This is a genomic window from Streptomyces sp. TBY4 (genome assembly GCF_024213195.1).
Taxonomy (GTDB): Bacteria; Actinomycetota; Actinomycetes; order Streptomycetales; family Streptomycetaceae; genus Streptomyces.
The window spans coordinates 116,640-138,939 of record NZ_JANAVF010000011.1; the positions used below are offsets into that span (position 1 = coordinate 116,640).

Sequence of the window (22,300 nt, forward strand, 5' to 3'; positions counted from 1 at the left end):
GCCGTGGACTGGCTCACCCCGGAGGAGGAATGCCTCCTCGTCAACGCCTCAGAGGCCGCTTCGCTGTGGGCGCTGCTCGCGGACTGGACCGAATCGGAGGACGAGGAGACCTGGCGCGAGGCCGTGCCCCTCTTCCTCCCGCTGGTCGAGTCCTGGGTGGAGCAGGGATACCTGGAGGTGTTCCGGGCGGCCGAGCCGCCCGCGTACATCGGGGGCACCCCGCTGCGCGGACCCGAACTCGCGGCGGCCCTGCGTGACCCGGACACCTGGGAGTACCACGAGGACCGGACCGTCGGGCTGTACGCGACCCCGGCCGCCACCGTCCTCGGGACGGACCCCGCGGAGCGCGACTCCTAACCCCTGTCGGCACCGCACGAAGTCCGGCGGCCCGGGTTCCGAATTGGCTTCGGAACCCGGGCCGCCCGGAGCCCCCGGCCTGCCCGGAGCCGGCTCCACCACACAGCTCACACACGTAGCTAGTACAGAGGAATCAGTCTTGTTTGAAAGTTCCCCGATACGGCAGCGGGCCCGTCGGTCCGGCCGGGGGTTCGTCGCTCTCGCCGTGACCGCCGGTCTCGGACTCACGGGTCTGTCCGTGGCCGGTTCGCCGGCCGCCGCGGCCGACCCGGTCCTGGACCGCGAGGGGTCCGTCGCCGAGCGCACCGCGCTCGGCCGGGCCCAGTCCACCGGCCAGCGGGTGGAGGTGGAGGGCACGGGGTCGGAGACCGAGCAGGTCTTCGCCAATCCGTCCGGCACCTTCACCGTCGAGCAGCACGCGCTGCCCGTCCGCGTCCGCAAGGACAAGGGCTGGGTGCCCGTGGACACCACGCTGCGCGTCCAGGCGGACGGTACGGTCGCCCCGGCGGCCGTACCGCAGCCGATGAGCTTCTCCGGAGGCGGCAAGGCCCCGGCCGTCCGGCTCGGTGCCGGAGCCGAGAGGATGACGCTGACCTGGCCGACCGCGCTGCCGGTCCCCGAGCTCTCCGGGGAGACGGCGACCTACCGCGACGTACTGCCCGACGTGGACTTGAAGATCCGCGCCGAGGTGAGCGGTGTCGCCCAGGTCCTGGTGGTCAACACCCCCGAGGCGGCGAAGAACCCGGCGCTGCGGACGCTGCGGCTGGGGCTGGACTCCTCGGGCATGACGGTGAAGAAGTCCGCGGGCGGCGAGCTGCGGGTGACCGACAAGAAGGGCGCGGAGGTCTTCTACGCGCCCGAGCCCCGCATGTGGGACTCCTCCGACCCGGCCGCCCCGGCCGGCCCGGCGGCGACCCCGTCCGCCACCCCGAAGGCGACCCCGTCCGCCCCGGCGACCCCCGCGGCCCCGTCCGCGGCCCCGTCCGCGACGCCGTCCGCGCCCTCGTCCGCCCCGGCCGCCGGAGGGACGGCCGGGCGGAGCAAGCAGGCCGCGCCGGCGGCACCGCAGAAGGCCGCCGCCCCCGCCGCGAAGGACGACGCGTCCGGGCACGCCGCCGAGGCTCCCAAGGCGTTCGCCCCGGACGACAGCGCCCAGCACGCCGTCATGGCGACCAAGGTGACCGGCTCCGCGCTGGAGATCACCCCGGACGCCGGGATGCTGGACGCGCCGAAGACCCAGTACCCGGTCTACATCGACCCCTGGTTCTCCGGCGGCCGCACCAAGTGGGTCCGGGTGGACAAGCGGTACCCGACGACCTCGTTCTACAACAAGGACGAGACCGACTCGGCCGGCCGCAAGAACATCATGCGCGTCGGCTACGAGAGCGACACCGGCGGCCTCAGCCGCGGCCTGTGGTCGATGAGCACCGGCACCCTCGCCGGCAAGACGGTCGTCAAGTCCTCCTTCCGCATCGACCTCCAGTGGTCCTGGTCGTGCACGAAGAAGCCCGTCGAGCTGTGGAACACCGGCAGCATCAACTCCGGCACCACCTGGAACAAGCAGCCCAACTGGGACCACCACCTGGGCACGTTGAACGAGGCCAAGGGCTGGGGCACCGCCTGCCCCGGCGGCGGCATCGAGTGGGACATCACCTCCTTCGTCCGCGACAAGGTCGCCGCGTACGGCTGGGGCGAGACCACCTTCGGCCTGAAGGCCGGCAACGAGTCGGACTCGTTCGGCTGGAAGAAGTTCAACAACAACCCCGCCTTCAGCACCGAGTACGCGAGCCCGCCCAACCTGCCCGCCGAGCTCGGCATGGTCCCCAACGTGGGGTGCAGCGCCGAGCCGCCGGTCATCGGTGACACGGACGTGCAGCTCAACGCCCGCATCAGCAGCCCCGACGGGGGCAACCTGAAGGCCCACTTCATCATGTGGCCCACCGGCGGCAGCGGGAACGTCGTCGACCAGCAGGTCGACGTGACCAACGGGGCCGTCGCCCGGCTCGCGGTGCCGAAGGCCAAGATGGCCAGCGGCACCACCTACTCCTGGCAGGTCCGCTCGGTGGCCGGTACGGCCACCTCGGCCTGGCACCCGGACCCGCCGTGCCGCTTCAAGGTGGACCGGACCGCGCCCAAGTCGCCGCAGGTCTCGTACGACGCCGCACGCTACGAGCTGACCTTCAAGCCGGGCGACGCCAAGAAGGTCACGGCCTACCGCTACGGCATCGACCAGGACCAGCCCGTCCAGCGCGCGGCCGCCGCCCCGGACGGCACCCTGACCGTCCCCTTCACCGGCGGCCCGCTGCCGCTGGAGCTGCGGCACTTCGCGAAGGCCTACGCCATCGACGAGGCGGGCAACGAATCGCCCGTCGGGCGGGTGGACTTCCGCTACTTCGGCGACCCGGGCACCGGCCCGTACGAGTTCCTGCCGCGCATCGAGGCGGAGAGCCTGCTCCCGGCGAAGGAGGCCACGGCCGGCATCCACGCCCAGTCCCAGGACTGCTGCGGGGTCGCCTGGTCGGGCGGCAAGCAGCTGATGTTCAACGGGGCCAAGGCGGGTGACCGCTTCACCGTGGCCCTGGACGTCCCCTCGGCCGGCGTGTACCGGATGACCCTGGGCGAGACCACGGCCAAGGACTACGGCACCGTCTCCTACAGCGTGGGCGGCAAGAAGATCGGCGCGGACCGGGACCTGTACAGCGCGGCCGTCGCCACCCGCAGCACCGTCCAGGGCCTCGCCCCGCTGTCCGCGGGCCGCAACGAGCTCACGGTCACCGTGACCGGCAAGAACGCGGCCTCCCTCGGCCACCAGGCCGGCCTCGACTCCGTCGACCTGGTCCCGGTCCCCCTCCAGGAGGCCGAGCAGCTGCTCCCCGCGACCGCGGCGAGCGCGCCGGTGGTCCACCAGGGCAACCTGAACGGCACCTGGTTCGCGGGCGGTGGCAACGTACGCTTCGACGCCGCCAAGCAGGGTGACGCCTTCACCCTGAACTTCGAGGCGGCCGAGGACGGCCTGTACGCCCTCGGAACCCAGCAGACCGCCGCGCGCGACTACGGCATCCTCCAGCTCGCCCTGGACGGCGAACCGATCGGGCAGCCCTTCGACGGCCACCACCCGGTGGTGGAGACCCGCCCGGTCAACCTGGGCCTCCAGTACCTGACCAAGGGCACCCACGCCCTGACCTTCACGGTCACCGGCAAGAACGAGGCCTCGGCCGGCTTCAAGGCCGGGGTGGACCAGGTCAAGGTGGTCCCCCTGACGGGCACCTACGAGGCCGAACTCCTCGCCAGCGCCTCCACCCGCGAGCTGGGCCGGCAGGCCCAGTGGGGCGGCATCGCCTGGTCGGGCGGCCAGCAGTCCGTCATGGCCAACGTGACGGCCGGCGACCGGATGCACTACACCTTCGCGGCGCCGGGCGACGGCGCGTACGCCATGAACCTGGCGCTGACCCGGGCGAAGGACTACGCGGGCGTCACCTTCGAGATCGACGGGAAGCCGGTCGGCGGCTACTTCGACGGCTACGGCCCGCACGTGTACTCCACGGGCGTCCACCTCGGCCGGATCGACCTGACGGAGGGTCTGCACACGCTCACGGTGATCGTCAAGGACACCAAGCCGCAGACGCCGTACCACGTGGTCGGTGTGGACGCGATCCACATCTACAACGACGGCGCGGCCAAGTAACCGACGCCGCCCCGCCATTGAGCCCCGGTACTCCCCGTCCCCCCAGGACGGCGGGGGCCGGGGCTCTCCGCTCTCCGGCTGCCAGGTGCTACCGCCCCCGCCGCGCGTGGTCGACGGCGGCCGCCGCCAGGCCCGCGACGAGCGGGTGGGCGCGGGTGCCGTCGCCGTCCAGTTCGGGCTGGAAGAGGGTGGCCAGGAAGAAGGGGTGCCCGGCCAGTTCGGCGATGCGGATGTCACCGGACTCGTCGGCGCCGGTGAAGGTCATGCCGTGGGCGCGCAGGAGGTCCAGGTGGAGCGGGTTGGGGCCGTAATTGCAGTGGTACCGGGCCTGCGTGCGGTCCGCACCGAGCAGCCGGGCGGCGCGGGAGCCGGGGGTGACCCGTACGGTGCCCTCGTGGCCCACGAGGGAGCAGGCCAGCGGGACGACCACCGCGTCCGCGCCGGCGGCCGCCGGGTCGTTCTCGGCGTGGGCGGCCCGGTCCAGGCCGCAGACGGTACGGGCGAACTCCAGCAGGGCGTGCTGGAATCCGCCGCAGGTGCCGAGGAAGGGGATCCCGTTCTCGCGGGCGTCCCGGATCGCCGCCAGCACCCCGGCCTCGCTCCGGTAGGGGCTGCCGGGCAGGACCCAGACGGCGTCGAAGCCGTCCATGCCCTCGCCCGCCTCCTCGGTGGGGATCCAGTAGGCGTCCAGGTCCAGGCCCTCGCGCAGGCGCAGCGCCTCCAGCAGGCCGGGGACGCGGGCGTGGGAGCGTACGGCGTCGGAGCGGTCGGCGATCAGGGCGATGCGGGCGGCGGTGTGGTTCGCGTTCATGGCAGCCATCCTCCGGGCCCTTCTCCCATCACGTCCAACGATGATCTGCACTACCCGCATAAGCGATGCTGATGCCCATGGATCCGCATCTGCTGCGCACCTTCGTCGCGGTGCTCGAACACCGCTCCTTCTCCACCGCCGCCTCCGTCCTCGGCTACACACAGTCGGCCGTCTCCCAGCACATCGCCGCCCTCGAAGCCGACTTGGGGGCCCGGCTGGTCGAACGGCGGCCCGTCGCCCCCACCGCGGCCGGGCTCCGGCTGATGGAACACGCCCCGGCGCTGCTCCTCCGCCTGGACGCGGCCCGCGCCGACATCGCCCGCCTGCACCGGGCCCCCGACGCCCGGCTGGCCGTGGCCTGTTCACCGGCCGCCTTCGGCCCGGCGCTCGCCCGGGCCCTGGCGCAGCTGCGTGCGGACGGCCCCGTGGAGGTGGAGGTGCACGTCCTGGCCCGGGACGCCGTGATCGAGGAGGTGCTGACCGCCCGCGCCGACCTCGGCCTCGTGGACGGCGTGGCCGCGCCCAGCGACCCCCTGCCGCTGCCCGACCTCGGCCCCACCGTCACCCTCGCCGTCGCCGAAGAGCCCCTGGCCGTCCTCTTCCCGCACACCCATCCCCTGGCCCGGCGGGCTTCGGTACGGCTGCCCGACCTCGCGCAGGCGCAGTGGATCGACGCCCCCGGCACCGCGGTCCCCCTCGCCCGGCTCCGCGAGGTCAGCCACACCCCCGGCTTCCACCCGCGCATCCGCCACCACGGCACCGATCCGCACGCCGTGGCCGCCCTGGCGGCGGCCGGCCACGGCCTGACCGCCCTCCCCCTCTCCCTGGCCGCCGGGTTCCCCGGCACCACGGCGGTCCCGGTCCGCGTCCCGCGCCTGGTGCACCGCACCGAGCTCCTCCACCCGGCCGGCCCGACTCCCCACGCGGCCCGGCTGGCCGCTCTCCTCACCGGCTGAGGGTTGATTACCTTACGGGTCGACCCGTAAGGTAAATCGCATGAGCTCCTCACCCTCCGCCTCCAGGGGACGCCCCAGGGACCCCCGCTCGCACGAGGCGATCGTCAGCGCGGCCACCGAGCTGGTCATCGAGGTCGGGTACGCCGCCACCTCGATCGGCGCGGTGGCCGCCCGCGCCGGCGTCGGCAAGGACACGGTCTACCGGCGGTGGCGGGGCAAACCGGAGCTGGTCTTCGAGGCCGTTTTCACGACCACCGACAGCGCCCCGACCCCGGACACCGGCACCCTGTCCGGGGACCTGACGGCACTGCTCCGGGACCTGATCGACGAGTTCCACGCACCGGCCGCCGCGGCGGCGCTCCCGGGCCTGCTCGCCGACTTCGCCGCCGATCCGGCCCTGAAGGCGCGCATCCGCAGCGAGTTCCTGGCTCCGTCGAAGGAGCGGCTGCAGATCGTCTTCGAACGTGCCGTGGCGCGCGGGGAGATCGCGGCCGGCGTCCCCGTGGACCTGGTCCTGGACACGCTGGCGGGAGCCGTGTTCTTCCACATCGGTCTCGTGGGGGAACAGCCCGACCCTCAACTGGCCGACCGGCTGGCTGGGATCATCGCCAAGGGAATCGAGTTCCGATGAACGGCTGGCTCCTCGCAGCGGGCATCACCGCATCCGGTGTGGCCGCGACGCACCTCATCGGCGGGCACCGGGACGTGGTCCGCCCGCTGCTGTCCTCCGGACTCGCGGAGGAACCCAAGCGCGTCCTGCACGCCGTGTGGCACATGGTCACCGTCGACCTGGCGCTCTCCGCGGCCGTCCTCCTCCACCTGGCCCTGGCGGACGGCACGTCGGGGACCGGCCTGATGGCGTGGTTCGTGGCCGCGCACTTCGTGGCGTACTCCATCGCCTTCCTGGTGATCACGCTGTCGGTGGGCTGGCCGAAGCCACTGCTCCGGCTGCCGCAGTGGATCCTCCTCCTGCCGGTCGCGGCCCTCACCGCGGCGGGCACCGCGTAGCGGTCCGGACCCGGGCATGGCGCCCTACCAGCGGGTAAGGCAGCATGGGCCGCCGGCGCAAGCCGACGCGATCCGCACACCCCCACCCCTCAGGAGGAACACCATGGCCAGCCCCAAGCCGGAGACCCTCGCCGCCTTCGAGGCCGCCAAGGGGTTCATGCCCGTGGGCGAAGGACTCGCCCTCTACGAGGCGGCCGCCTCGGCGGCGCGGCTCGGGCTGCCGCTCCTGGAGGTCGGGACCTACTGCGGGCGCTCCACGATCCTGCTCGCCGACGCCGCCCGCGAGGCGGGGGTGAGCGTGCTCACCGTGGACCACCACCGGGGCAGCGAGGAGCAGCAGCCCGGCTGGGAGTACCACGACCCGAGCGTCGTGGACCCGGAGGTCGGGCTGATGGACACCCTGCCCACCTTCCGCCGGACCCTGCACAAGGCCGGCCTCGAGGACCACGTCATCGCGATCGTCGGCCGCTCCCCGCAGGTGGCCGCGGCCTGGGGCGGCAAGCTCGGCCTGGTCTTCATCGACGGCGGCCACACCGACGAGCACGCCACGGGCGACTACGAGGGCTGGGCCCCGCACCTCGCGGAGGGCGGCACGCTGGTGATCCACGACGTCTTCCCCGACCCGGCCGACGGCGGCCAGGCCCCGTACCGCGTCTACCTCCGCGCCCTGTCCTCGGGCGCCTTCGAGGAAATCTCGGTGACGGACTCCCTGCGCGTCCTGCGCAAAATCAGCCCCGCCGGCGTTTGAGGCGACCCCTCAGCCCCGCCGCCAAAAATCAGCCCCGCCGGCGTTTGAGGCGCGGGGGTCCGGGGGCTGGCCCCCGGCAACGGCGCCGCACCCGCACACGGCGCTCGCTCTCGCGGGCCACCGGGCCGACGGGGCATATAACCTCACCGCGCCCCCGGATGGAGCAGGGTCCGTACACCCGGCCAAGGGCCGGTCTAGCATCGCCGCGTGCGCTACGACGAAAGCTCCCCGCCGCTCCCCGAGTCCTCGACGTCCATCAGTCCGGACCGGCCCTGGTACGCCCGCCGATCGACCCTGGTCGTCGCCGTGGCGGCGATCGCCCCGGCCTGCCTGGGCGGGTGGGTCCTGACCGAGGTGCTCGCCGGGGGCGCGGGCGACGACTCGCGGCCGCCCCGCATCGTGATGCCGCTCTCGGCATCGGCGCCGGCCCCCTCCGCACCGGCGGCCCCGGCCCCCGCACCGGGCACGAGCGCCGCCCCGGCCGGGACCCCGAGCCCCACCGCCGCCAACGCCAACGCCCTCGCCGGCCGCACCGTCGTCATCGACCCCGGCCACAACACGGGCAACTTCAAGCACACCACCGAGATCAACCGCCAGGTGGACATCGGCACCAACCGCAAGGAGTGCGACACCACCGGCACGACCACCAACTCCGGCTACATGGAAGCCGAGTTCAGCATGGACGTGTCCCGCCGCCTGCGCACCGTCCTGGAGGCCAAGGGCCTCAAGGTGGTGTTCACCCACGAGGCCGGCAAGGAACGCCCCTTCGGCCCGTGCATCGACGAGCGCGCCCGCATCGGCAACGAGGCCGCCGCCGACGCCGTGGTCTCCGTCCACGCGGACGGGGTCTCGGCCGGCAGCCGCGGTTTCCACGTCATCCTCCCCGCCAAGGTCAAGGGCGGCGGCGCCGACACCGCGAAGATCGTCGAACCCTCCCGGCAGCTCGGCGAGCGGATCGCCGGGAACTTCGCCCGGACCACCGGTTCCGCCCCCGCCAACTACCTGGGCAGCGGCACCGGATTGGTCGTCCGCGACGATCTGGGCGGACTGAACCTCTCGACCCGCCCCAAGGTGTTCGTCGAATGCGGCAACATGCGTGACGCCAAGGACGCGGCGCTGCTGTCGAGTCCGGAGTGGCGGCAGAAAGCGGCCCAGGGCATCGCGGACGGCATCGTCGGGTTCCTCGGCGGGTAGGGCCACCGGGACCGTCCTCCCGGACGGCCCGCAGCCCCGATCCTCTCGGCCGCGGCGAAGCTCCGTACCATGGTGCCGCCCGCCCCCCTGCGTCACGGCGGGCGCCCACGGCACCACGAGACGACCGAGACCGAGAAGGACACCTAAGACGTGAACATCCGCTCCCTCACTCGAGGCGACGGCGTGGTGATCGGAGCAGCGGCGCTGCTGTTCATCGCCTCGTTCCTCGATTTCTATTCCGCGCCCGGCGTCGACGCACCGAGCGCATGGGACACCGACGTGTACCGCCTGGCGCTGCCGAGCATCTTCCTGCTCGCGTTCATCGCCGTCGGCCTGCTCGTCGCCGCCCGCCTCCAGCCCGCCGGGCGCCAGCTCCTGGGCCTGCCCTTCCAGGCCTGGGGCACGGTGCTCTCCGTCGCGGCCGCCTGGTCCGCGCTCTGGGGGCTCATCACCTGCCCGACCGGGGCCGACCTCGGCGCGGGCGCCGTCATCGCCTTCCTCGCCACGGCGGCGCTGGCCGGCGTGACCCTCTTCGGCGCGAAGGTCCCGGCGCTCGCCGCGCAGCTCGTGCCGGACCCGAAGCCCGCCACCACCGCCGTCCCGCCGTACGGCCAGCAGCAGCCGGGCGCCGGGTACGGATACCCGGGCGGCCAGGAGCCGCCGTCGTACGGGGCCGTCCCGCAGCCGGTCCCGCCGTACGGCGGCCAGGACCAGGGCCAGGGCCAGGTCCCGCAGGACCAGGCCCCGGCTCCGGCCCCGGCGGCGGACTTCACGCCGTTCTGGTTCGCCGTTCCGGTGGCCCGCCCGCTCTTCGCCGAGGACGGCAACCCCGCCCCGATCGCGGAGCTCGCGCCCGGCACCTGGTACCTGGCCGTGGAACAGCGCGGTCAGGCCACCCTGATCGCCCAGACCCAGGACGGCCGCCGCGGCGTCCTGAACGACACCTCGGGCATCCAGCGCGGCTGATCCCGCGCATGCGCCCCATCGACGGCCCCCCGCCCTTCCGGGCGGGGGGCCGTTGCCCTACAGTCACCTGACGCATCGTCAGATTCGTGGAGGGGACCGTCACATGCGCCTCGGACTCGCACTCGGCTACTGGGGCCGCGGCCCCAATCCGGACCACCTCGACCTCGCCGCCGAAGCCGAGAACCTCGGCTACGACTCCGTGTGGACCGCCGAGGCCTGGGGCTCGGACGCGTTCACCCCGCTCACCTGGATCGCCGCCCACACCTCGCGCATCCGCCTGGGCACCGCCATCGCGCAGATGGCCGCCCGCACCCCCACCGCCACCGCCATGCAGGCCCTGACCCTGGACCACCTCTCCGGCGGCCGGATGATGCTCGGCCTCGGCCTGTCCGGCCCGCAGGTGGTCGAAGGCTGGTACGGGCGCCCCTTCCCCTCCAGCCCCCTGACGGCGACCCGGGAGTACGTGGACGTCATCCGCCAGGTGCTGCGCCGCGAGGCCCCGGTCGCGCTGGACGGCCGCTTCCACAGCCACCCGTACCGGGGCGCGGACGGCACCGGCATCGGCAAGCCGCTCAAGCCCATCACCCACCCGCTCCGGGCCGACCTGCCGGTGCTGCTCGGTGCGGAGGGGCCGAAGAACATCGCGCAGACCACCCGCATCGCGGACGGCTGGCTCCCCCTGTACTGGTCGCCGACGCGCACCGACGTCTACCAGGCCTCGCTGTCCGAGCTCCCCGAGGGGTTCATGATCGCCCCGATGGCCCGGGCGAAGGTCTGCGACGACGTCGCGGAGGGCCTCCTCCCGGTCAAGGCGATGCTGGGCTTCTACATCGGCGGCATGGGGCACGCGGCACGCAACTTCCACGCGGACCTCATGGGCCGGATGGGCTACGAGGAGGAGGCCCACAGGATCCAGGAGCTGTTCCTGGCCGGGCGCAAGGAGGAGGCCGTGCTGGCCGTCCCGGACGCGTTCGCGGACGAGATCTCCCTGGTCGGACCGCGCGAGCGGATCGCCGAGCGCCTGGAACTGTGGCGCAAGGGCCCGGTGACCGACCTGCTCCTGACCGCCCCCGACCCGCACACCCTGCGGGTCCTGGCGGAGCTGAACAGCTAGGCCGTCCCCCCTCTTCCGGCTCACCGGGTCAGAGGGACGCGCGGCGGCCGGGGTCCGGCACCAGGACCGTCTTCCCGCGGACGAGGGTTCCCGCCTCCGCCTCCGCGTGTACGCCGGCCAGCTCGGCCAGCGGGCGGACCGCGGCGGGGGCCACCTCCAGTTCGCCCGCATCGACCAGCGCGACCAGCCGGGCGAGCTGCCCGGTGTCCCGGCGGGCCACCAGGTGGACGCCGCCGGGGATCGGGGTCGCGACGGAGACCGCCACCCCGCCCGGGCCGAGGAGGGCCGGCAGGGCGGCGGCCGCCCCCGGGCCGATCGGGGCCAGGTTGAGCACGGCGTCGAGGGGTTCGCCCTCCAGGGCCTCGTGCAGCGCGACGGCGGTGCGGTCGATCACGCGGTGGGCCCCGTACCGCCGGACCGCGGCGGCGCTGCGCGGGCTCGCGGTCGCCACGACGGTGGCCCCGGCCCGGCGGGCGAGCTGCACGGCGAAGGCGCCGACGCCCCCGCCGGCCCCGTTGATCAGGATCCGGCTGCCCTCACGGATCCGCGCCGCCTCGAACAGCGCCTGCCAGGCCGTCAGTCCGGCCACCGGGATCGCCGCCGCCGCCGTGAGGGGCAGGGAGCGGGGGGCCGGCACGAGCAGCTCGGGGGCGACGGACACGAAGGGGGCGGCGGCTCCGCCCGCGTCCAGCCGGCCGATCACCCGCTCCCCGGTGGCGACGACCGTGCCCGCCAGGTCCCAGCCCGGGACGTGGGGCAGCTCCAGGGGCAGGACCTCGCGCAGCAGTCCGGCGCGCAGGGCGAGCTCGGAGGGGTTGAAGGAGGTGGCCGCCACCTCGACGAGGACCTCGCCGGGGGCCGGCACGGGGACGGGGACCTCCTCGTGGCGGATGACGGCGGGGCCGCCGTAGGCGTGGATGCGGGCCGCGAGCATCGTGGCGGGCGTCGTGGCGGCGGGGATCGTGGCGGTGGCCGTCGTGGCGGCGGGCTCTCGTGTGTCGTTCATGGCACCCACGCTAGGGAGCGGAAGGAAGACGATCCATGCGCGAGGATCTTGGTTTCCTGCGCGTTCGTCTACGCTGCCGGGCGTGGACGTACTCAGCGATGTCATCGCGCTCATGCGGACGGGAAGGCCCACCTCCGCACTCGTACGGTGGCACGCGCCCTGGGGACAGCGCTTCCCCGCGGTCCCCGGCTCGGCGGGCTTCCAGGTGGTGCTGAGCGGGAGCTGCCTGCTGGACGACCCGTCGGGGCCGGTCCGGCTGAACGCCGGGGACGTGCTGTTCCTGCCGCACGGGCACGGGTACACGCTGCTCGGCGAGCCGTCGGCGGAGCCGGCCGAACCCCGCTGGGACCCCGACCGCGAGCCCGCCCTCCTCGTCCGCGACACCGTCGGGGACGAGCACGGCGGCGGGCCGGTCACCGTCACCCTGTGCGGCGGGTACCGGATCGAGGCGGAACACGCCCATCCGCTGCTGCGGGAACTGCCCGAGCTCCTCCACCTGCCCGCCGGGCAGCCCGGCGCGGCCGAGTCGGTGGCCCTGCTGGCCCGGGAGGCGGCGGAGCCCGGACTCGGCACGGACACGCTGCTCCCGGCCCTGCTGGACGTGCTGCTGCTGTACGTGCTGCGGGCCCACGTGGGCGAAGCCGGCGGATCGCCGGCGGGGTCCGGGCGGACGGGCTGGGCGGCGGCGCTCGCCGATCCCCCGGTCGCCGCCGCGCTGGCGGCCGTCCACGCGGAGCCGGACCATCCCTGGACGGTCGCCTCCCTGGGGGCGCGGGCCGGGCTGTCGCGGGCCGCCTTCGCCCGCCGCTTCCACGAACGCGTCGGGCAGCCGCCGCTCGCCTACCTGACGTGGTGGCGCATGACCACGGCCGCACGCCTGCTGCGCACCACCGACACGCCCCTGTCGGTCCTGGCGGCCCGCTCCGGCTACACCTCGGAGTACGCCTTCGCCCACGCCTTCAAACGGGCCTACGGGACCCCGCCCGGACGCTTCCGCGCCGAGCGGCACGGGACGCCGTCGGCCTAAGGCGTCTGCGGAGCGGCTCCGTCCGCCTGCGGCACCGCGGCCAGCAGTTCCCGCAGGTCCAGCGGCATGACGGCGATCTCGATGCCGCCGTCGCTGCTGGCTGCGCCGTCGCCGAGGGTGCAGGTCACGATCCGCGAGCCCGGGTTGATGGAGATGCCCTCCTTCACGGAGGGCGCCCGGACGGCGGTGGCCCGGCCGCCGGTCAGCACCACGGGCTCGCCCCGTCGCGGCACCCAGCGGGCCGCGCCGCCGTCCACGTACACCCGGCCCATGCGCCAGCGGCCCCGCCCAGCGGGCGTGCGCGCCATGCAGGGGATGCCGGCGACGTTCCCGGCGGCCACCCGGCTGCGGTGCTTGCGGCGCATCAGCCAACCGGTGCCGGCGGCCGCGAGGGCCACTACTGCGAACTCGATCACGCGTCCCATTGAAACAGCAGGGCGGGCCGGACGGGTGCCACGCCCGTCCGGCCCGCCCTGCGGTCCGGGTGCCGGCCGGCCAAGGCCGGTCGGCAGGTCAGCAGCCGGTCAGCCGGTCAGCTGGCCCGCGCTCGGGACCTTGTCGGTCACCGTGGCGCCGGCGCTCTTGCCGGCCTCCTTGACGCTGTTGATGACGTCCTCGAAGGCGCCGATGTCGGCGTCGCCGGCCTGGCCCTTGCGCAGCTTGGAGCCGAGCCCCTTGAGGGAGTCGATGCCCGCCGTCAGCGGGCCCACGGCCTTCGACAGCAGCGGGTCGCCCTTGGCGTTCTCGCTGGCGGCCTTCAGCCGGTTGTAGGCGAAGGCGCCCGCGAGGCCCGCCTTGACCAGGGCGAAGGTGCGGCCCTTGGCGCCCTTCTTGAACTTGCCGTCACGGTACGGCTTGATGATCCACTGGTAGGTGGCACCGGCCGCGAGCCCCGCGTTGGCGACGAAGCGGGTCTTGGCGAACTTCTGCTTCTCCTCCGGGGTGCTGGCCGACGGAGAGGCGGCGGCCGCTTCCGCGTCCTCGGCGGAGGCTGCCGCATCGGCCTCGGCGAACGCGGCCATGGCCACCGAAACCTCGTCGGCCTGACCGGCGGCAACCTTGTCGCCACCGCCCGAGCCGCAGGCGGTGGCACCGCCGAGCAGGGCACAGGACAGGAGCACCGCCGTGAGCACACGGCGGAAACGGACGGCTGGGGTGGGTACGGACACGGGTTTCCTCCGGGGACTGGGGTGTCACCAATCCCGTGCAGCCTCACCCGGGGCCCGGGGCTGCGCCACTTGAGGGACCCATTCGGGTTCGCCCGCCGCGGACTTCTTTCAGGAATTCCGGCGTACGGGGGCAACCATCCGTGCCGGTCGCGGGTCGTACGGGCGAGAGTTGATCAGTCGGACTGCGCCCGGGGGGCTCCTTTGAAGAAGAACACGGTGACCGAGGGGGCCTCACCCGCCGACTCCGCGGCCCACGTGCCGGTGGAGCCTGCTGCCCCGGAGGACACCCGCGGCGTCCTCCTGTTCTCCCTCCCCACCGAGGGACGGACGCACCGCCCCGAGGACTACGCCCCCGTGCGCTGACGCGCACGGCACACAGACGAGTGCGGGGCGGGCAAGACCGGTACGGGGGTCCCGCCATGCCCGCTCCGCCCTCAGTTGCAGCAGTCCGGCTCCAGGCCGGCGGGCAGCGCCAGGCCGCCGAAGACCGCGCCGGTGGCCTCGTCGCCGCCCAGGGCGGCCACCGCGAGGAGCAGCGAGCCCGCCGTCCAGGTGGTCTGCTCCACGGGCCAGACCGCCCGGTCGTCGAAGACGTACCCGGTCCAGTACATGCCGTTGTCGGCCCGCAGGTGGCCGATCGAGCGCAGGATCTCCAGGGCCCGGTCCGACTCCCCCGTCGCCCACAGGGCGAGCGCCAGTTCGCAGGACTCCCCGCCGGTCACCCAGGGGTTCGGCAGTACGCACCGCACACCGAGGTCCGGTACGACGAACTCCTCCCACCGCTCCTCGATCCGGGACTTCGCCTCGGCGCCGGTCAGCGCCCCGCCGAGGACGGGGTAGTACCAGTCCATGGAGTAGTGGGACTTGTCGAGGAACCGCTCGGGGTGCCGGCGTATCGCGTGCCCGAGGGCGCCCGCGGCCAGTTCCCAGTCGGGCTGGGGATCGCCCCGGTACTCGGCGATGGCCAGTGCGCAGCGCAGCGCCTGGTGGATGGAGGAGGATCCGGTGAGCAGCGCGTCCGCGACGTCCTCGCCGGTCGCTTCGCGCTTCCAGCCGATCTCGCCACCCGGCTGCTGGAGCCGCAGGACGAACTCGACGGCCGCGTAGACGGCGGGCCACATCCGGTCGAGGAAGGCCTCGTCGCCGGTGGCGAGGTGGTGGTGCCAGACGCCGACGGCGAGGTACGCGGTGAAGTTGGTCTCCCGGCTCGCGTCCTGCGGCTCGCGGGTGTCCACGCCGTCCTCGCGGTCGGCGTAGGCCGCGTACCAGGAGCCGTCCTCGTTCTGGTGGCGCACCAGCCAGTCGTAGGCCCGCTCGGCGGCCTCGTGCTCACCGGCCGCGTCGAGGGCCATCGCGGCCTCGGTGTGGTCCCACGGGTCGAGGTGGTGCCCGCGGAACCACGGTATGGCCCCGTCGGCGCGCTGTGCGGCGAGGATCCCGGCGACGGTGGCGGCGGCCTGATCGGCCGTCAGCACCCCGTCCAGGACCAGGTGTTCGGGTACGGTGCGCCCGGGCGAGCTCACTGCGCGGCGCCCGCGGCCTCGGGCGCGGCCGCGCCCACGGGGAGGTGCGGCTTGGTGGCGTAGGCGACGAAGCTCTTGCCTATGACCGGGTTCAGGGCCTGCTCCGCGAGCCGCGTGACCAGCGGCTTCTTCATGATGTCCCAGACCAGGAGCTTGTGGTACGCCTTGACGGGCAGCGCCTTGTCGTTGTCGACGCCGAAGGCGCACTTGAGCCACCAGTACGGCGAGTGCAGGCCGTGCGCGTGGTGGGTGCCGTACGGCTTGAGGCCCGCGGACTCCATCTTGCCGAGCAGTTCCTCCGCCTTGTAGATGCGGATGTGGCCGCCCTCGACCTCGTGGTACGCGTCGGAGAGCGCCCAGCAGATCTTCTCGGGGCCGTAGCGCGGCACGGTGATGGCGATGCGCCCGCCGGGCTTCAGGACGCGGACCATCTCGGCGAGGACGCCCTTGTCGTCGGGGATGTGCTCCATCACCTCGGAGATGATGACGACGTCGAAGGACTCGTCGGGGAAGGGCAGCGCGAGGGCGTCGCCCTCCATCGCGGTGGCGGTGGCGCCGGCCGGGGCCTCGCCGGCCTCCTTCATCGCGGCGAACCACTTGGCGACCTCGCGGATCTCCTCGCCGTTGCGGTCGAGGGCGACCACTTGGGCGCCGCGCCGGTAGCACTCGAAGGCGTGCCGGCCTGCGCCGCAGCCCAGATCGAGTACGCGGTCGCCTGCGGCGAGCGGGAACCGGGAGAAATCGACGGTCAGCACGTGGTCCTGCCTTCGCGGTCGCGGGGTGGGGAGGGGAACTGCATCGGACGGAAGGTGGAGGTCACCGGGCGGTCGGGGCCTTCTGCGCCTTCTGCGCCTTTCGGGGGGTCGCGCCCGCCGACGCGCGCTCGATGGCGGCGCGGTAGTGGACGACGGTGCCCTCGGCGGCCTTGGCCCAGGTGAAGCGGGACAGCACCCGTTCGCGGCCGGCCGCGCCGAGCCGGGTGCGCAGTTCGGGGTCGCCCAGCAGCCGGCCCAGGGCGGCGGCCAGCGCGCCCGCGTCTCCGGGCGGCACGGCGAGGCAGCTCTCGCCGTCGGGTCCGGTGACCTCGGGAATCGCGCCGCCGGTGGTGGCGACCAGCGGGGTGCCGGTGGCCATGGCCTCGGCCGCGGGGAGCGAGAAGCCCTCGTACAGCGAGGGCACGCAGGCGATCTGGGCGCTGCGGACGAGGTCGACGAGTTCGGTGTCGGTGATGCCCTTGACGAAGCGGACGGCGTCCTGGAGCCCGTACGTCTCGATGGCGCGGGCCACCGGGCCCTGTTCGGCGCGCTTGCCGACGACGACGAGGTGGGCTTCGGGCTGTTCGGTACGGAGCTTCGCGAGCGCCTCGACGAGGTGCACGAGCCCCTTGAGCGGGACGTCGGCGCTCGAGGTCGTCACGATCCGCCCGGGCACCTCGGCCACGGAGGGGTCGGGCGACCAGAGGTCGGTGTCGGCGCCGATGTGGACGACGTGGATGTGCTCGCCTTGGACGCCGAGGTGCTCGGCGATCTCCTTCTTGGAGGAGCCGGAGACGGTGAGCACGGAGGGCAGCCGCCGGGCCACCCGGCCCTGCATGCGGGTGAACCCGTACCAGCGCCGCACGGAGGCGCGCTTCCTGCGGCCCTTGGCGGCGGCCAGGTCCAGCTCGCGGTCGACGGTGATGGGGTGGTGGATGGTGGTGACCAGCGGGGCGCCGAGGTCCGCCAACAGCCCGTACCCGAGGGTCTGGTTGTCGTGGATCACGTCGAACTCACCGGCCCGGGCCGCGAGATGGCGGCGCGCGCGGAGCGAGAAGGTCAGCGGCTCGGGGAAGCCGCCGGTCCACATCGTCGCGACCTCGACGGCGTCGATCCAGTCGCGGTACTCGTCGCGCTTGGGAGTGCGGAACGGGTCGGGGCTGCGGTACAGGTCCAGGCTGGGGAGCTCGGTGAGGGTGGCGCCCGCGCCGGTGAGGGCGTCGGTGTCGAGCACCGGGTAGGGCTGCGCGCCTATGACCTCGACGGAGTGCCCCAGCTTCACGAGCTCGCGGGCGAGGTGGCGGACGTAGACGCCCTGGCCACCGCAGAACGGGTTCCCCTTATAGGTGAGGAGCGCGATCCGCAACGGGCGGCTGTCGTCGACTGCCCGACCCGTGGGAGGGCTCGTCACCATGGCCTCTGCGGTCACTCCCGGCCCCCTTCTCCCTGCACTTTCGCCGGAGCGTAACCGCTCGGATAATGTAGAACAAGTTTCAGACTTGATCCGCTGAAGAGCATTGAATCTACCGGCCGGAAACCACACCGTAAGAGGGGTGGCGGGTGATTCGCGCCACGGATCGGGCGCCTGCCATGCTGGGCGCGCGACGATTTGGGGCAGCCCGCGCCGCCGCCCCGGCACGCGCCGGCACGTGCCGACATGATGTGCCGGCACAGACATGTACGCCTTGGAACTGGAACGCCTTGGAACCGGAACGGGACAGATGACAGCGGAACCGAAGGCCGTGACCCCAGCCGTCACCACACCGGCGTCCCCGCCCCTGACGGAACGGCAGGAGGCGCGCCGCAGGCGGATCCTGCACGCCAGCGCCCAGCTGGCGAGCCGGGGCGGCTTCGACGCGGTGCAGATGCGGGAGGTGGCGGAGTCCTCCAGCGTGGCCCTGGGCACCCTCTACCGGTACTTCCCCTCCAAGGTGCACCTGCTCGTCGCGACCATGCAGGACCAGCTCCAGCACATGCACGGAACGCTCCGCAAACGCCCGCCGGCCGGGGACGAGCCGGCGGCCCGGGTCGCGGAGACCCTGATGCGGGCCTTCCGCGCGCTCCAGCGGGAGCCGCACCTGGCGGACGCGATGGTCCGCGCCCTCACGTTCGCGGACCGCAGCGTCAGCCCCGAGGTGGACACGGTGTCCCGCCTCACGACGGCGATCATCCTGGACGCGATGGGCCTGGAGGCCCCGCCGACGGCGGAACAGCTCTCGGCGGTCCGGGTCATCGAGCACACCTGGCACTCGGCCCTGATCACGTGGCTCTCGGGCCGGGCGTCGATCGCCCAGGTGAAGATCGACATCGAAACGGTCTGCCGCCTGATCGACCTCACGGCCCCGAAGCCCGCTCCGGAGACCGCCGCGGCCCCGAAAAAGTCCTGATCTGGCTGTTCGCCATCTGTCTGTTCGCCCGGGAGGGCCTGCGGGCTCAGTGCACGCAGAGGCAGAAGGGATGCCCCGCCGGGTCCGCGTAGATCCGCCAGTTGGCCTCCGGACGGAGCTGGTCCGTCCGCTCCAGCAGGGTCGCCCCGAGGGCGAGCGCCCGCGCCTCTTCACCGTCGAGGTCGTCCACGTCGAAGTCGAGGTGGAGCTGCTGCGGACGCTCCTGGCCGGGCCATTGGGGCGGCCGGTAGCCGTCCACCCGCTGACAGGCGATCGTGACCCCCTCGAAGCCGCGCACCTCGACCCACCCGGCATCCTCGGGATCCACGACGGCCTCACCACCGAGCAGATCGGCGTAGAACCGCGCCAGACGCACCGGATCGGCACAGTCCAACGCGACGGCCTGCAGCTTACGGATCACTTCCGCCACTCCTCCACCGTGAGGCACCCCCGTACGAGCTTGCTCGTACCCGCCTGCACGAGGCGCAAGCACGGTTCCCCCGAAGGGGTCCGGGGCCGGCCCCGGACGTGGCGGCGCGCGCGGGGCCGGGGCCGGGGAGCGGTCCCCGGCCCCGGTCCCGACGCCGGTCGGGTCCGGTCAGTCCTCCGGAGGGAACACCGGCTCGCCGCTGCCCAGGAGGGTGATCGCGATCGCTTCGACCGGGCATCCCTCGGCCGCCGTCAGGACGGGCTCGTTCGCGTCCGTCTCCGCCGCCCGCGGGTGCGACTGCCGCGCCGAGTCGAGGGCGAAGCCCTCCGGGGCGTGGTTCACGCACATGCCCGAGCCGATGCAGACCCCGCGGTCCACCTCGACGTGCCAGCGGTCACCCATCACGCACCGGCCGCGGGGGGTACGTACCCTGCCGGGAGGTGGATCATCTTGTGCTCCAGGTACTCGCTCAGCCCCTCGGGGCCGAACTCCCGCCCGACGCCGCTGTTCTTGTAGCCGCCGAACGGCCCGAGCATGTCCAGGCTGAAGGTGTTCACGTTGAAGGTGCCCGTCCGCACCTGCCGCGCGAAGTCGATGCCGTGCTCCACGTCCCCGGTCCAGACGCTGCCGCTGAGCCCGAACTCCGAGTCGTTGGCGACGCGCAGCGCCTCCGCCTCGTCCCCGTACGGGATCAGGCAGACCACCGGGCCGAAGATCTCCTCGCGGGCGATCCGCATCGAGTTGTCGACGTCTCCGAAGAGGGTCGGTTCCACGTACCAGCCCTGGTCCAGGCCCTGTCCGGCCGGGCGCCCGCCGCCCGAGAGGACCTTGGCGCCCTCCTCCTGGCCGATCCGGATGAAGTCGAGCGAGCGCTGCTGCTGCCGCCGGGCCACCAGCGGGCCGAGCTGCGTCGCGGGGTCCATCGGGTCGCCGACGACCAGCGCCGAGGCCGCGGCGGCGAGCGCCTCGGCGATCTCCTCGTAGCGGCTGCGCGGGGCGAGGACGCGGGTCTGGGCCACGCAGGCCTGGCCGTTGTTCATCCAGGCCGCGGGGACGATGCCGGCGATGGCGGTGTCGAGGTCGGCGTCCGGGAGGATGACGGCCGCGGACTTGCCGCCGAGTTCGAGGGTGACGCGGGTGAGGTTCTTCGAGGCGACCTCCATGACCCGCCGGCCGGCGTTCACGGAGCCGGTGAAGGCGACCTTGTCCACGTCGGGGTGGCCGACGAGGTATTCGCTGACCTCCCGGTCGGCGGGCAGGATCGACAGCACGCCCTCGGGCAGCCCGGCCTCGCGGGCGATGTCGGCGAGGATGTAGGAGTCGAGGACCGCCTCGGGGGACGGCTTGAGGATCACGGTGCAGCCGGTGAGCAGCGCGGGCGCCAGCTTGGCGGCGGCCACGAACTGCGGGACGTTCCACGGGATGACGGCGGCGACCACGCCGACGGCCTCGCGCCGGACGAGGATCGGGCCGAGGACGCCCTGGCGGTACTCCTCGTACGGGTAGTCGCGCGCCACGGTGATCGCGGCGTCGTAGACCATCATCGGGCCGAGGGCCTGGGCGAGGATGCTCCAGGAGTACGGGGAGCCGTTCTGGGAGCTGATCGAGCGGGCGATCTCCTCGTGGCGGACGGCTATGGCGTCCTTGATCCGGGTGACGACCGCGATCCGCTCCTCGAGCGTGGTGCGCGGCCAGGGGCCCTCGTCGAAGGCCTTGCGGGCCACGGCGACGGCGCGGTCCACGTCGGCCTTCGAGGCGTGCGGGACGCTGCCGATGACCTGCCCGGTGTGGGGCGAGACGACCTTGATCGTGTCGGTGCCCAGCGGATCCGTCCACTCACCGCCGATGAACAGTTTTCCGTGTTCCACGAGCTCGGTCATGGCTGATGCCTCCTGCGGCTTGGCGTTCCAGAACTGATACCAGTTCTAGTTCTAGGAGTCCACGGAGCTGACCGAACCGACTCGTGCGACACATCAAAGATCCAACGACTAGTCAGATCGCCCCGAAGATGGTCGACTTGGGCTACTAATGCAACACGTTCTCGTAAGAGTGGAGCCCTTCATGGCAGAGGACACGGCACAGGGCGCACCCCACGTCACCGACCACGGCGGCGGCGTGTGGGGCATCAAGGTCCCCATCCCCGACAACCCGCTCGGCCACACCCTCGTCCACGTCCTCGACACCGACCGCGGCCCGGTCCTCATCGACACCGGCTGGGACGACCCCGAGTCCTGGGACACCCTCGTCGCCGGCCTCGGCGCCCTCTCCCTCGCCGTCTCCGACATCCACGGCGTGGTCATCACCCACCACCACCCCGACCACCACGGCCTGTCCGGCCAGGTCCGCGAGGCCTCCGGCGCCTGGATCGCGATGCACGCCGCCGACACCGAGATCGTCGTGCGGACCCGGGCCTCGGAACCCGGCGTCTGGTTCGACTACATGAGCGAGAAGCTGGCCGGCGCCGGAGCCCCCGAGGAGCACATCGCCCCGCTGCGCGCCGCCCGCGCGAGCGGCCGCCTGCGCACCCTGCCCGGGCTGCACGCGGCCGTCCCCGACCGGGAGATCGTGCCCGCCGAGCTGCTCCCGCTGGCCGGCCGCCGGCTGCGGGCGGTGTGGACCCCCGGGCACACCCCCGGCCACGTCTGCCTCCACCTGGAGGAGAAGCATCCGGCGAACCTGCCCGGCAACGGCCGCCTCTTCTCCGGCGACCACCTGCTGCCCGGGATCTCCCCGCACATCGGCCTCTACGAGGACCCCTCCTCGGAGCGGGTCACCGACCCCCTCGGCGACTACCTCGACTCCCTCGAACGCGTCGGCCGCCTCCGGCCCGCCGAGGTGCTCCCGGCCCACCAGCACGCCTTCACCGACGCCCCGGCCCGCGTACGGGAGCTCCTGGAGCACCACGAGGAGCGGCTGACCGGGCTGCGCGAACTCCTCGCCGCCGAGCCGCTGACCCCGTGGGAGCTGGCGGTGCGCATGGAGTGGAACCGGCCCTGGGAGCAGATCCCGTACGGCTCCCGCAACATCGCCGTCTCCGAAGCGGAGGCCCACCTGCGGCGTCTGGTGAAGCAGGGCCGCGCGGAGGCGGTACCGGGCAGCGACCCCGTGACGTACCGCGCCGTGTAAGGGGTGCTGGTGGGCGGCGCCACCCGGCACCGGAGCTA

Annotated in this window: 23 protein-coding genes; 13 read left to right on the top strand and 10 right to left on the bottom strand. The window is 73.2% G+C overall.

All coding sequences use genetic code 11. From position 1 onward, the window contains the following. The first annotated feature begins 3 nt into the window (after positions 1-3). Positions 4-357, top strand: a complete 354-nt coding sequence (locus tag NLX94_RS25025) for a hypothetical protein (RefSeq protein WP_254385288.1) — start codon at positions 4-6, stop codon at positions 355-357. Positions 358-562: 205 nt separating this feature from the next. After that, positions 563-4,042, top strand: coding sequence for a DNRLRE domain-containing protein (locus NLX94_RS39065; protein ID WP_308402522.1), 3,480 nt, complete (start codon positions 563-565; stop codon positions 4,040-4,042). A gap of 88 nt (positions 4,043-4,130) precedes the next feature. On the opposite strand, the gene NLX94_RS25045 is transcribed toward NLX94_RS39065, so the two are convergent. Further along, positions 4,131-4,853 (bottom strand): hypothetical protein, encoded by a 723-nt coding sequence (locus tag NLX94_RS25045; protein ID WP_254385290.1) that lies wholly within the window; start codon positions 4,851-4,853, stop codon positions 4,131-4,133. Between the two features lie 77 nt (positions 4,854-4,930). On the opposite strand from NLX94_RS25045, the gene NLX94_RS25050 reads away from it, so the two are divergent. The 7 genes from NLX94_RS25050 (at position 4,931) to NLX94_RS25080 (ending at position 10,839) form a co-directional block, all read left to right on the top strand. Next, complete coding sequence (locus NLX94_RS25050) at positions 4,931-5,809, top strand: LysR family transcriptional regulator (protein ID WP_254385291.1); 879 nt, start codon at positions 4,931-4,933, stop codon at positions 5,807-5,809. 40 nt (positions 5,810-5,849) lie between these two features. Next, positions 5,850-6,440: a TetR/AcrR family transcriptional regulator gene (locus NLX94_RS25055; RefSeq protein ID WP_254385292.1), complete on the top strand. Its 591-nt coding sequence runs from the start codon at positions 5,850-5,852 to the stop codon at positions 6,438-6,440. Continuing rightward, complete coding sequence (locus NLX94_RS25060; RefSeq protein WP_254385293.1) at positions 6,437-6,817, top strand: hypothetical protein; 381 nt, start codon at positions 6,437-6,439, stop codon at positions 6,815-6,817. Before NLX94_RS25055 ends, NLX94_RS25060 begins: the two co-directional genes overlap by 4 nt. Before the next feature lie 103 nt (positions 6,818-6,920). Further along, on the top strand, positions 6,921-7,565 hold the full coding sequence (locus NLX94_RS25065; RefSeq protein ID WP_254385294.1) for a class I SAM-dependent methyltransferase: 645 nt from the start codon (positions 6,921-6,923) through the stop codon (positions 7,563-7,565). A 207-nt stretch (positions 7,566-7,772) separates the two neighbouring features. Then, entirely contained in the window at positions 7,773-8,759 is a 987-nt protein-coding gene (locus NLX94_RS25070; protein WP_254385295.1) for an N-acetylmuramoyl-L-alanine amidase, read from the top strand. A 150-nt stretch (positions 8,760-8,909) separates the two neighbouring features. Next, positions 8,910-9,725 carry a hypothetical protein gene (locus NLX94_RS25075; RefSeq protein WP_254385296.1) on the top strand — a complete coding sequence of 272 codons (816 nt, stop codon included), beginning with the start codon at positions 8,910-8,912 and terminating at the stop codon, positions 9,723-9,725. Between the two features lie 103 nt (positions 9,726-9,828). Further along, positions 9,829-10,839 (top strand): LLM class F420-dependent oxidoreductase, encoded by a 1,011-nt coding sequence (locus tag NLX94_RS25080; RefSeq protein ID WP_254385297.1) that lies wholly within the window; start codon positions 9,829-9,831, stop codon positions 10,837-10,839. 28 nt (positions 10,840-10,867) lie between these two features. Here NLX94_RS25080 and NLX94_RS25085 read toward each other — a convergent pair whose 3' ends face one another. Then, positions 10,868-11,845, bottom strand: coding sequence for an NADP-dependent oxidoreductase (locus tag NLX94_RS25085; RefSeq protein WP_308402524.1), 978 nt, complete (start codon positions 11,843-11,845; stop codon positions 10,868-10,870). Between the two features lie 82 nt (positions 11,846-11,927). Here NLX94_RS25085 and NLX94_RS25090 point away from each other — a divergent pair, with 82 nt between their 5' ends. Continuing rightward, entirely contained in the window at positions 11,928-12,872 is a 945-nt protein-coding gene (locus NLX94_RS25090) for an AraC family transcriptional regulator (RefSeq protein ID WP_254385298.1), read from the top strand. On the opposite strand, the gene NLX94_RS25095 is transcribed toward NLX94_RS25090, so the two are convergent. Both NLX94_RS25095 and NLX94_RS25100 read right to left on the bottom strand, forming a co-directional pair. Next, the gene (locus NLX94_RS25095) at positions 12,869-13,288 is read right to left on the bottom strand and encodes a hypothetical protein (protein WP_254385299.1); all 420 of its coding nucleotides are present in this window, start codon (positions 13,286-13,288) and stop codon (positions 12,869-12,871) included. The genes NLX94_RS25090 and NLX94_RS25095 overlap by 4 nt on opposite strands. Positions 13,289-13,396: 108 nt before the next feature. Beyond that, entirely contained in the window at positions 13,397-13,894 is a 498-nt protein-coding gene (locus NLX94_RS25100) for a hypothetical protein (RefSeq protein ID WP_374684022.1), read from the bottom strand. A gap of 348 nt (positions 13,895-14,242) precedes the next feature. Between NLX94_RS25100 and NLX94_RS25105 the strand changes: the two genes are divergently transcribed. Further along, complete coding sequence (locus tag NLX94_RS25105) at positions 14,243-14,404, top strand: hypothetical protein (RefSeq protein WP_254385301.1); 162 nt, start codon at positions 14,243-14,245, stop codon at positions 14,402-14,404. A gap of 71 nt (positions 14,405-14,475) precedes the next feature. Here the strand turns inward: NLX94_RS25105 and NLX94_RS25110 are convergent, their stop codons facing one another. From NLX94_RS25110 to NLX94_RS25120, 3 genes are all read right to left on the bottom strand, one after another. Continuing rightward, entirely contained in the window at positions 14,476-15,564 is a 1,089-nt protein-coding gene (locus NLX94_RS25110) for a prenyltransferase (RefSeq protein WP_254385302.1), read from the bottom strand. Beyond that, complete coding sequence (locus tag NLX94_RS25115) at positions 15,561-16,319, bottom strand: class I SAM-dependent methyltransferase (protein WP_254385303.1); 759 nt, start codon at positions 16,317-16,319, stop codon at positions 15,561-15,563. The genes NLX94_RS25110 and NLX94_RS25115 overlap by 4 nt, the downstream gene beginning before the upstream one ends. Before the next feature lie 61 nt (positions 16,320-16,380). Further along, on the bottom strand, positions 16,381-17,748 hold the full coding sequence (locus NLX94_RS25120; RefSeq protein WP_254385304.1) for a glycosyltransferase family 4 protein: 1,368 nt from the start codon (positions 17,746-17,748) through the stop codon (positions 16,381-16,383). 292 nt (positions 17,749-18,040) lie between these two features. Between NLX94_RS25120 and NLX94_RS25125 the strand changes: the two genes are divergently transcribed. Then, the gene (locus NLX94_RS25125; RefSeq protein WP_254385305.1) at positions 18,041-18,706 is read left to right on the top strand and encodes a TetR family transcriptional regulator; all 666 of its coding nucleotides are present in this window, start codon (positions 18,041-18,043) and stop codon (positions 18,704-18,706) included. A 46-nt stretch (positions 18,707-18,752) separates the two neighbouring features. Here NLX94_RS25125 and NLX94_RS25130 read toward each other — a convergent pair whose 3' ends face one another. From NLX94_RS25130 to NLX94_RS25140, 3 genes are all read right to left on the bottom strand, one after another. Further along, positions 18,753-19,127 (bottom strand): VOC family protein, encoded by a 375-nt coding sequence (locus NLX94_RS25130; RefSeq protein ID WP_254385306.1) that lies wholly within the window; start codon positions 19,125-19,127, stop codon positions 18,753-18,755. 177 nt (positions 19,128-19,304) lie between these two features. Then, on the bottom strand, positions 19,305-19,538 hold the full coding sequence (locus NLX94_RS25135; protein WP_254385307.1) for a ferredoxin: 234 nt from the start codon (positions 19,536-19,538) through the stop codon (positions 19,305-19,307). Beyond that, positions 19,538-21,016 carry an aldehyde dehydrogenase gene (locus NLX94_RS25140; RefSeq protein ID WP_254385308.1) on the bottom strand — a complete coding sequence of 493 codons (1,479 nt, stop codon included), beginning with the start codon at positions 21,014-21,016 and terminating at the stop codon, positions 19,538-19,540. Before NLX94_RS25140 ends, NLX94_RS25135 begins: the two co-directional genes overlap by 1 nt. Before the next feature lie 181 nt (positions 21,017-21,197). On the opposite strand from NLX94_RS25140, the gene NLX94_RS25145 reads away from it, so the two are divergent. Then, positions 21,198-22,262 carry an MBL fold metallo-hydrolase gene (locus NLX94_RS25145; protein ID WP_254385309.1) on the top strand — a complete coding sequence of 355 codons (1,065 nt, stop codon included), beginning with the start codon at positions 21,198-21,200 and terminating at the stop codon, positions 22,260-22,262. Positions 22,263-22,300: the final 38 nt, after the last annotated feature.

Bases quoted from the DNA above. Each gene is read 5' to 3' on its own strand.
- NLX94_RS25045 (WP_254385290.1), bottom strand. From the start codon at position 4,853: ATGAACGCGAACCACACCGCCGCCCGCATCGCCCTGATCGCCGACCGC.
- NLX94_RS25050 (WP_254385291.1), top strand. From the start codon at position 4,931: ATGGATCCGCATCTGCTGCGCACCTTCGTCGCGGTGCTCGAACACCGC.
- NLX94_RS25055 (WP_254385292.1), top strand. From the start codon at position 5,850: ATGAGCTCCTCACCCTCCGCCTCCAGGGGACGCCCCAGGGACCCCCGC.
- NLX94_RS25060 (WP_254385293.1), top strand. From the start codon at position 6,437: ATGAACGGCTGGCTCCTCGCAGCGGGCATCACCGCATCCGGTGTGGCC.
- NLX94_RS25065 (WP_254385294.1), top strand. From the start codon at position 6,921: ATGGCCAGCCCCAAGCCGGAGACCCTCGCCGCCTTCGAGGCCGCCAAG.
- NLX94_RS25080 (WP_254385297.1), top strand. From the start codon at position 9,829: ATGCGCCTCGGACTCGCACTCGGCTACTGGGGCCGCGGCCCCAATCCG.
- NLX94_RS25085 (WP_308402524.1), bottom strand. From the start codon at position 11,845: ATGAACGACACACGAGAGCCCGCCGCCACGACGGCCACCGCCACGATC.
- NLX94_RS25100 (WP_374684022.1), bottom strand. From the start codon at position 13,894: ATGGCCGCGTTCGCCGAGGCCGATGCGGCAGCCTCCGCCGAGGACGCG.
- NLX94_RS25125 (WP_254385305.1), top strand. From the start codon at position 18,041: ATGACAGCGGAACCGAAGGCCGTGACCCCAGCCGTCACCACACCGGCG.
- NLX94_RS25135 (WP_254385307.1), bottom strand. From the start codon at position 19,538: ATGGGTGACCGCTGGCACGTCGAGGTGGACCGCGGGGTCTGCATCGGC.
- NLX94_RS25140 (WP_254385308.1), bottom strand. From the start codon at position 21,016: ATGACCGAGCTCGTGGAACACGGAAAACTGTTCATCGGCGGTGAGTGG.
- NLX94_RS25145 (WP_254385309.1), top strand. From the start codon at position 21,198: ATGGCAGAGGACACGGCACAGGGCGCACCCCACGTCACCGACCACGGC.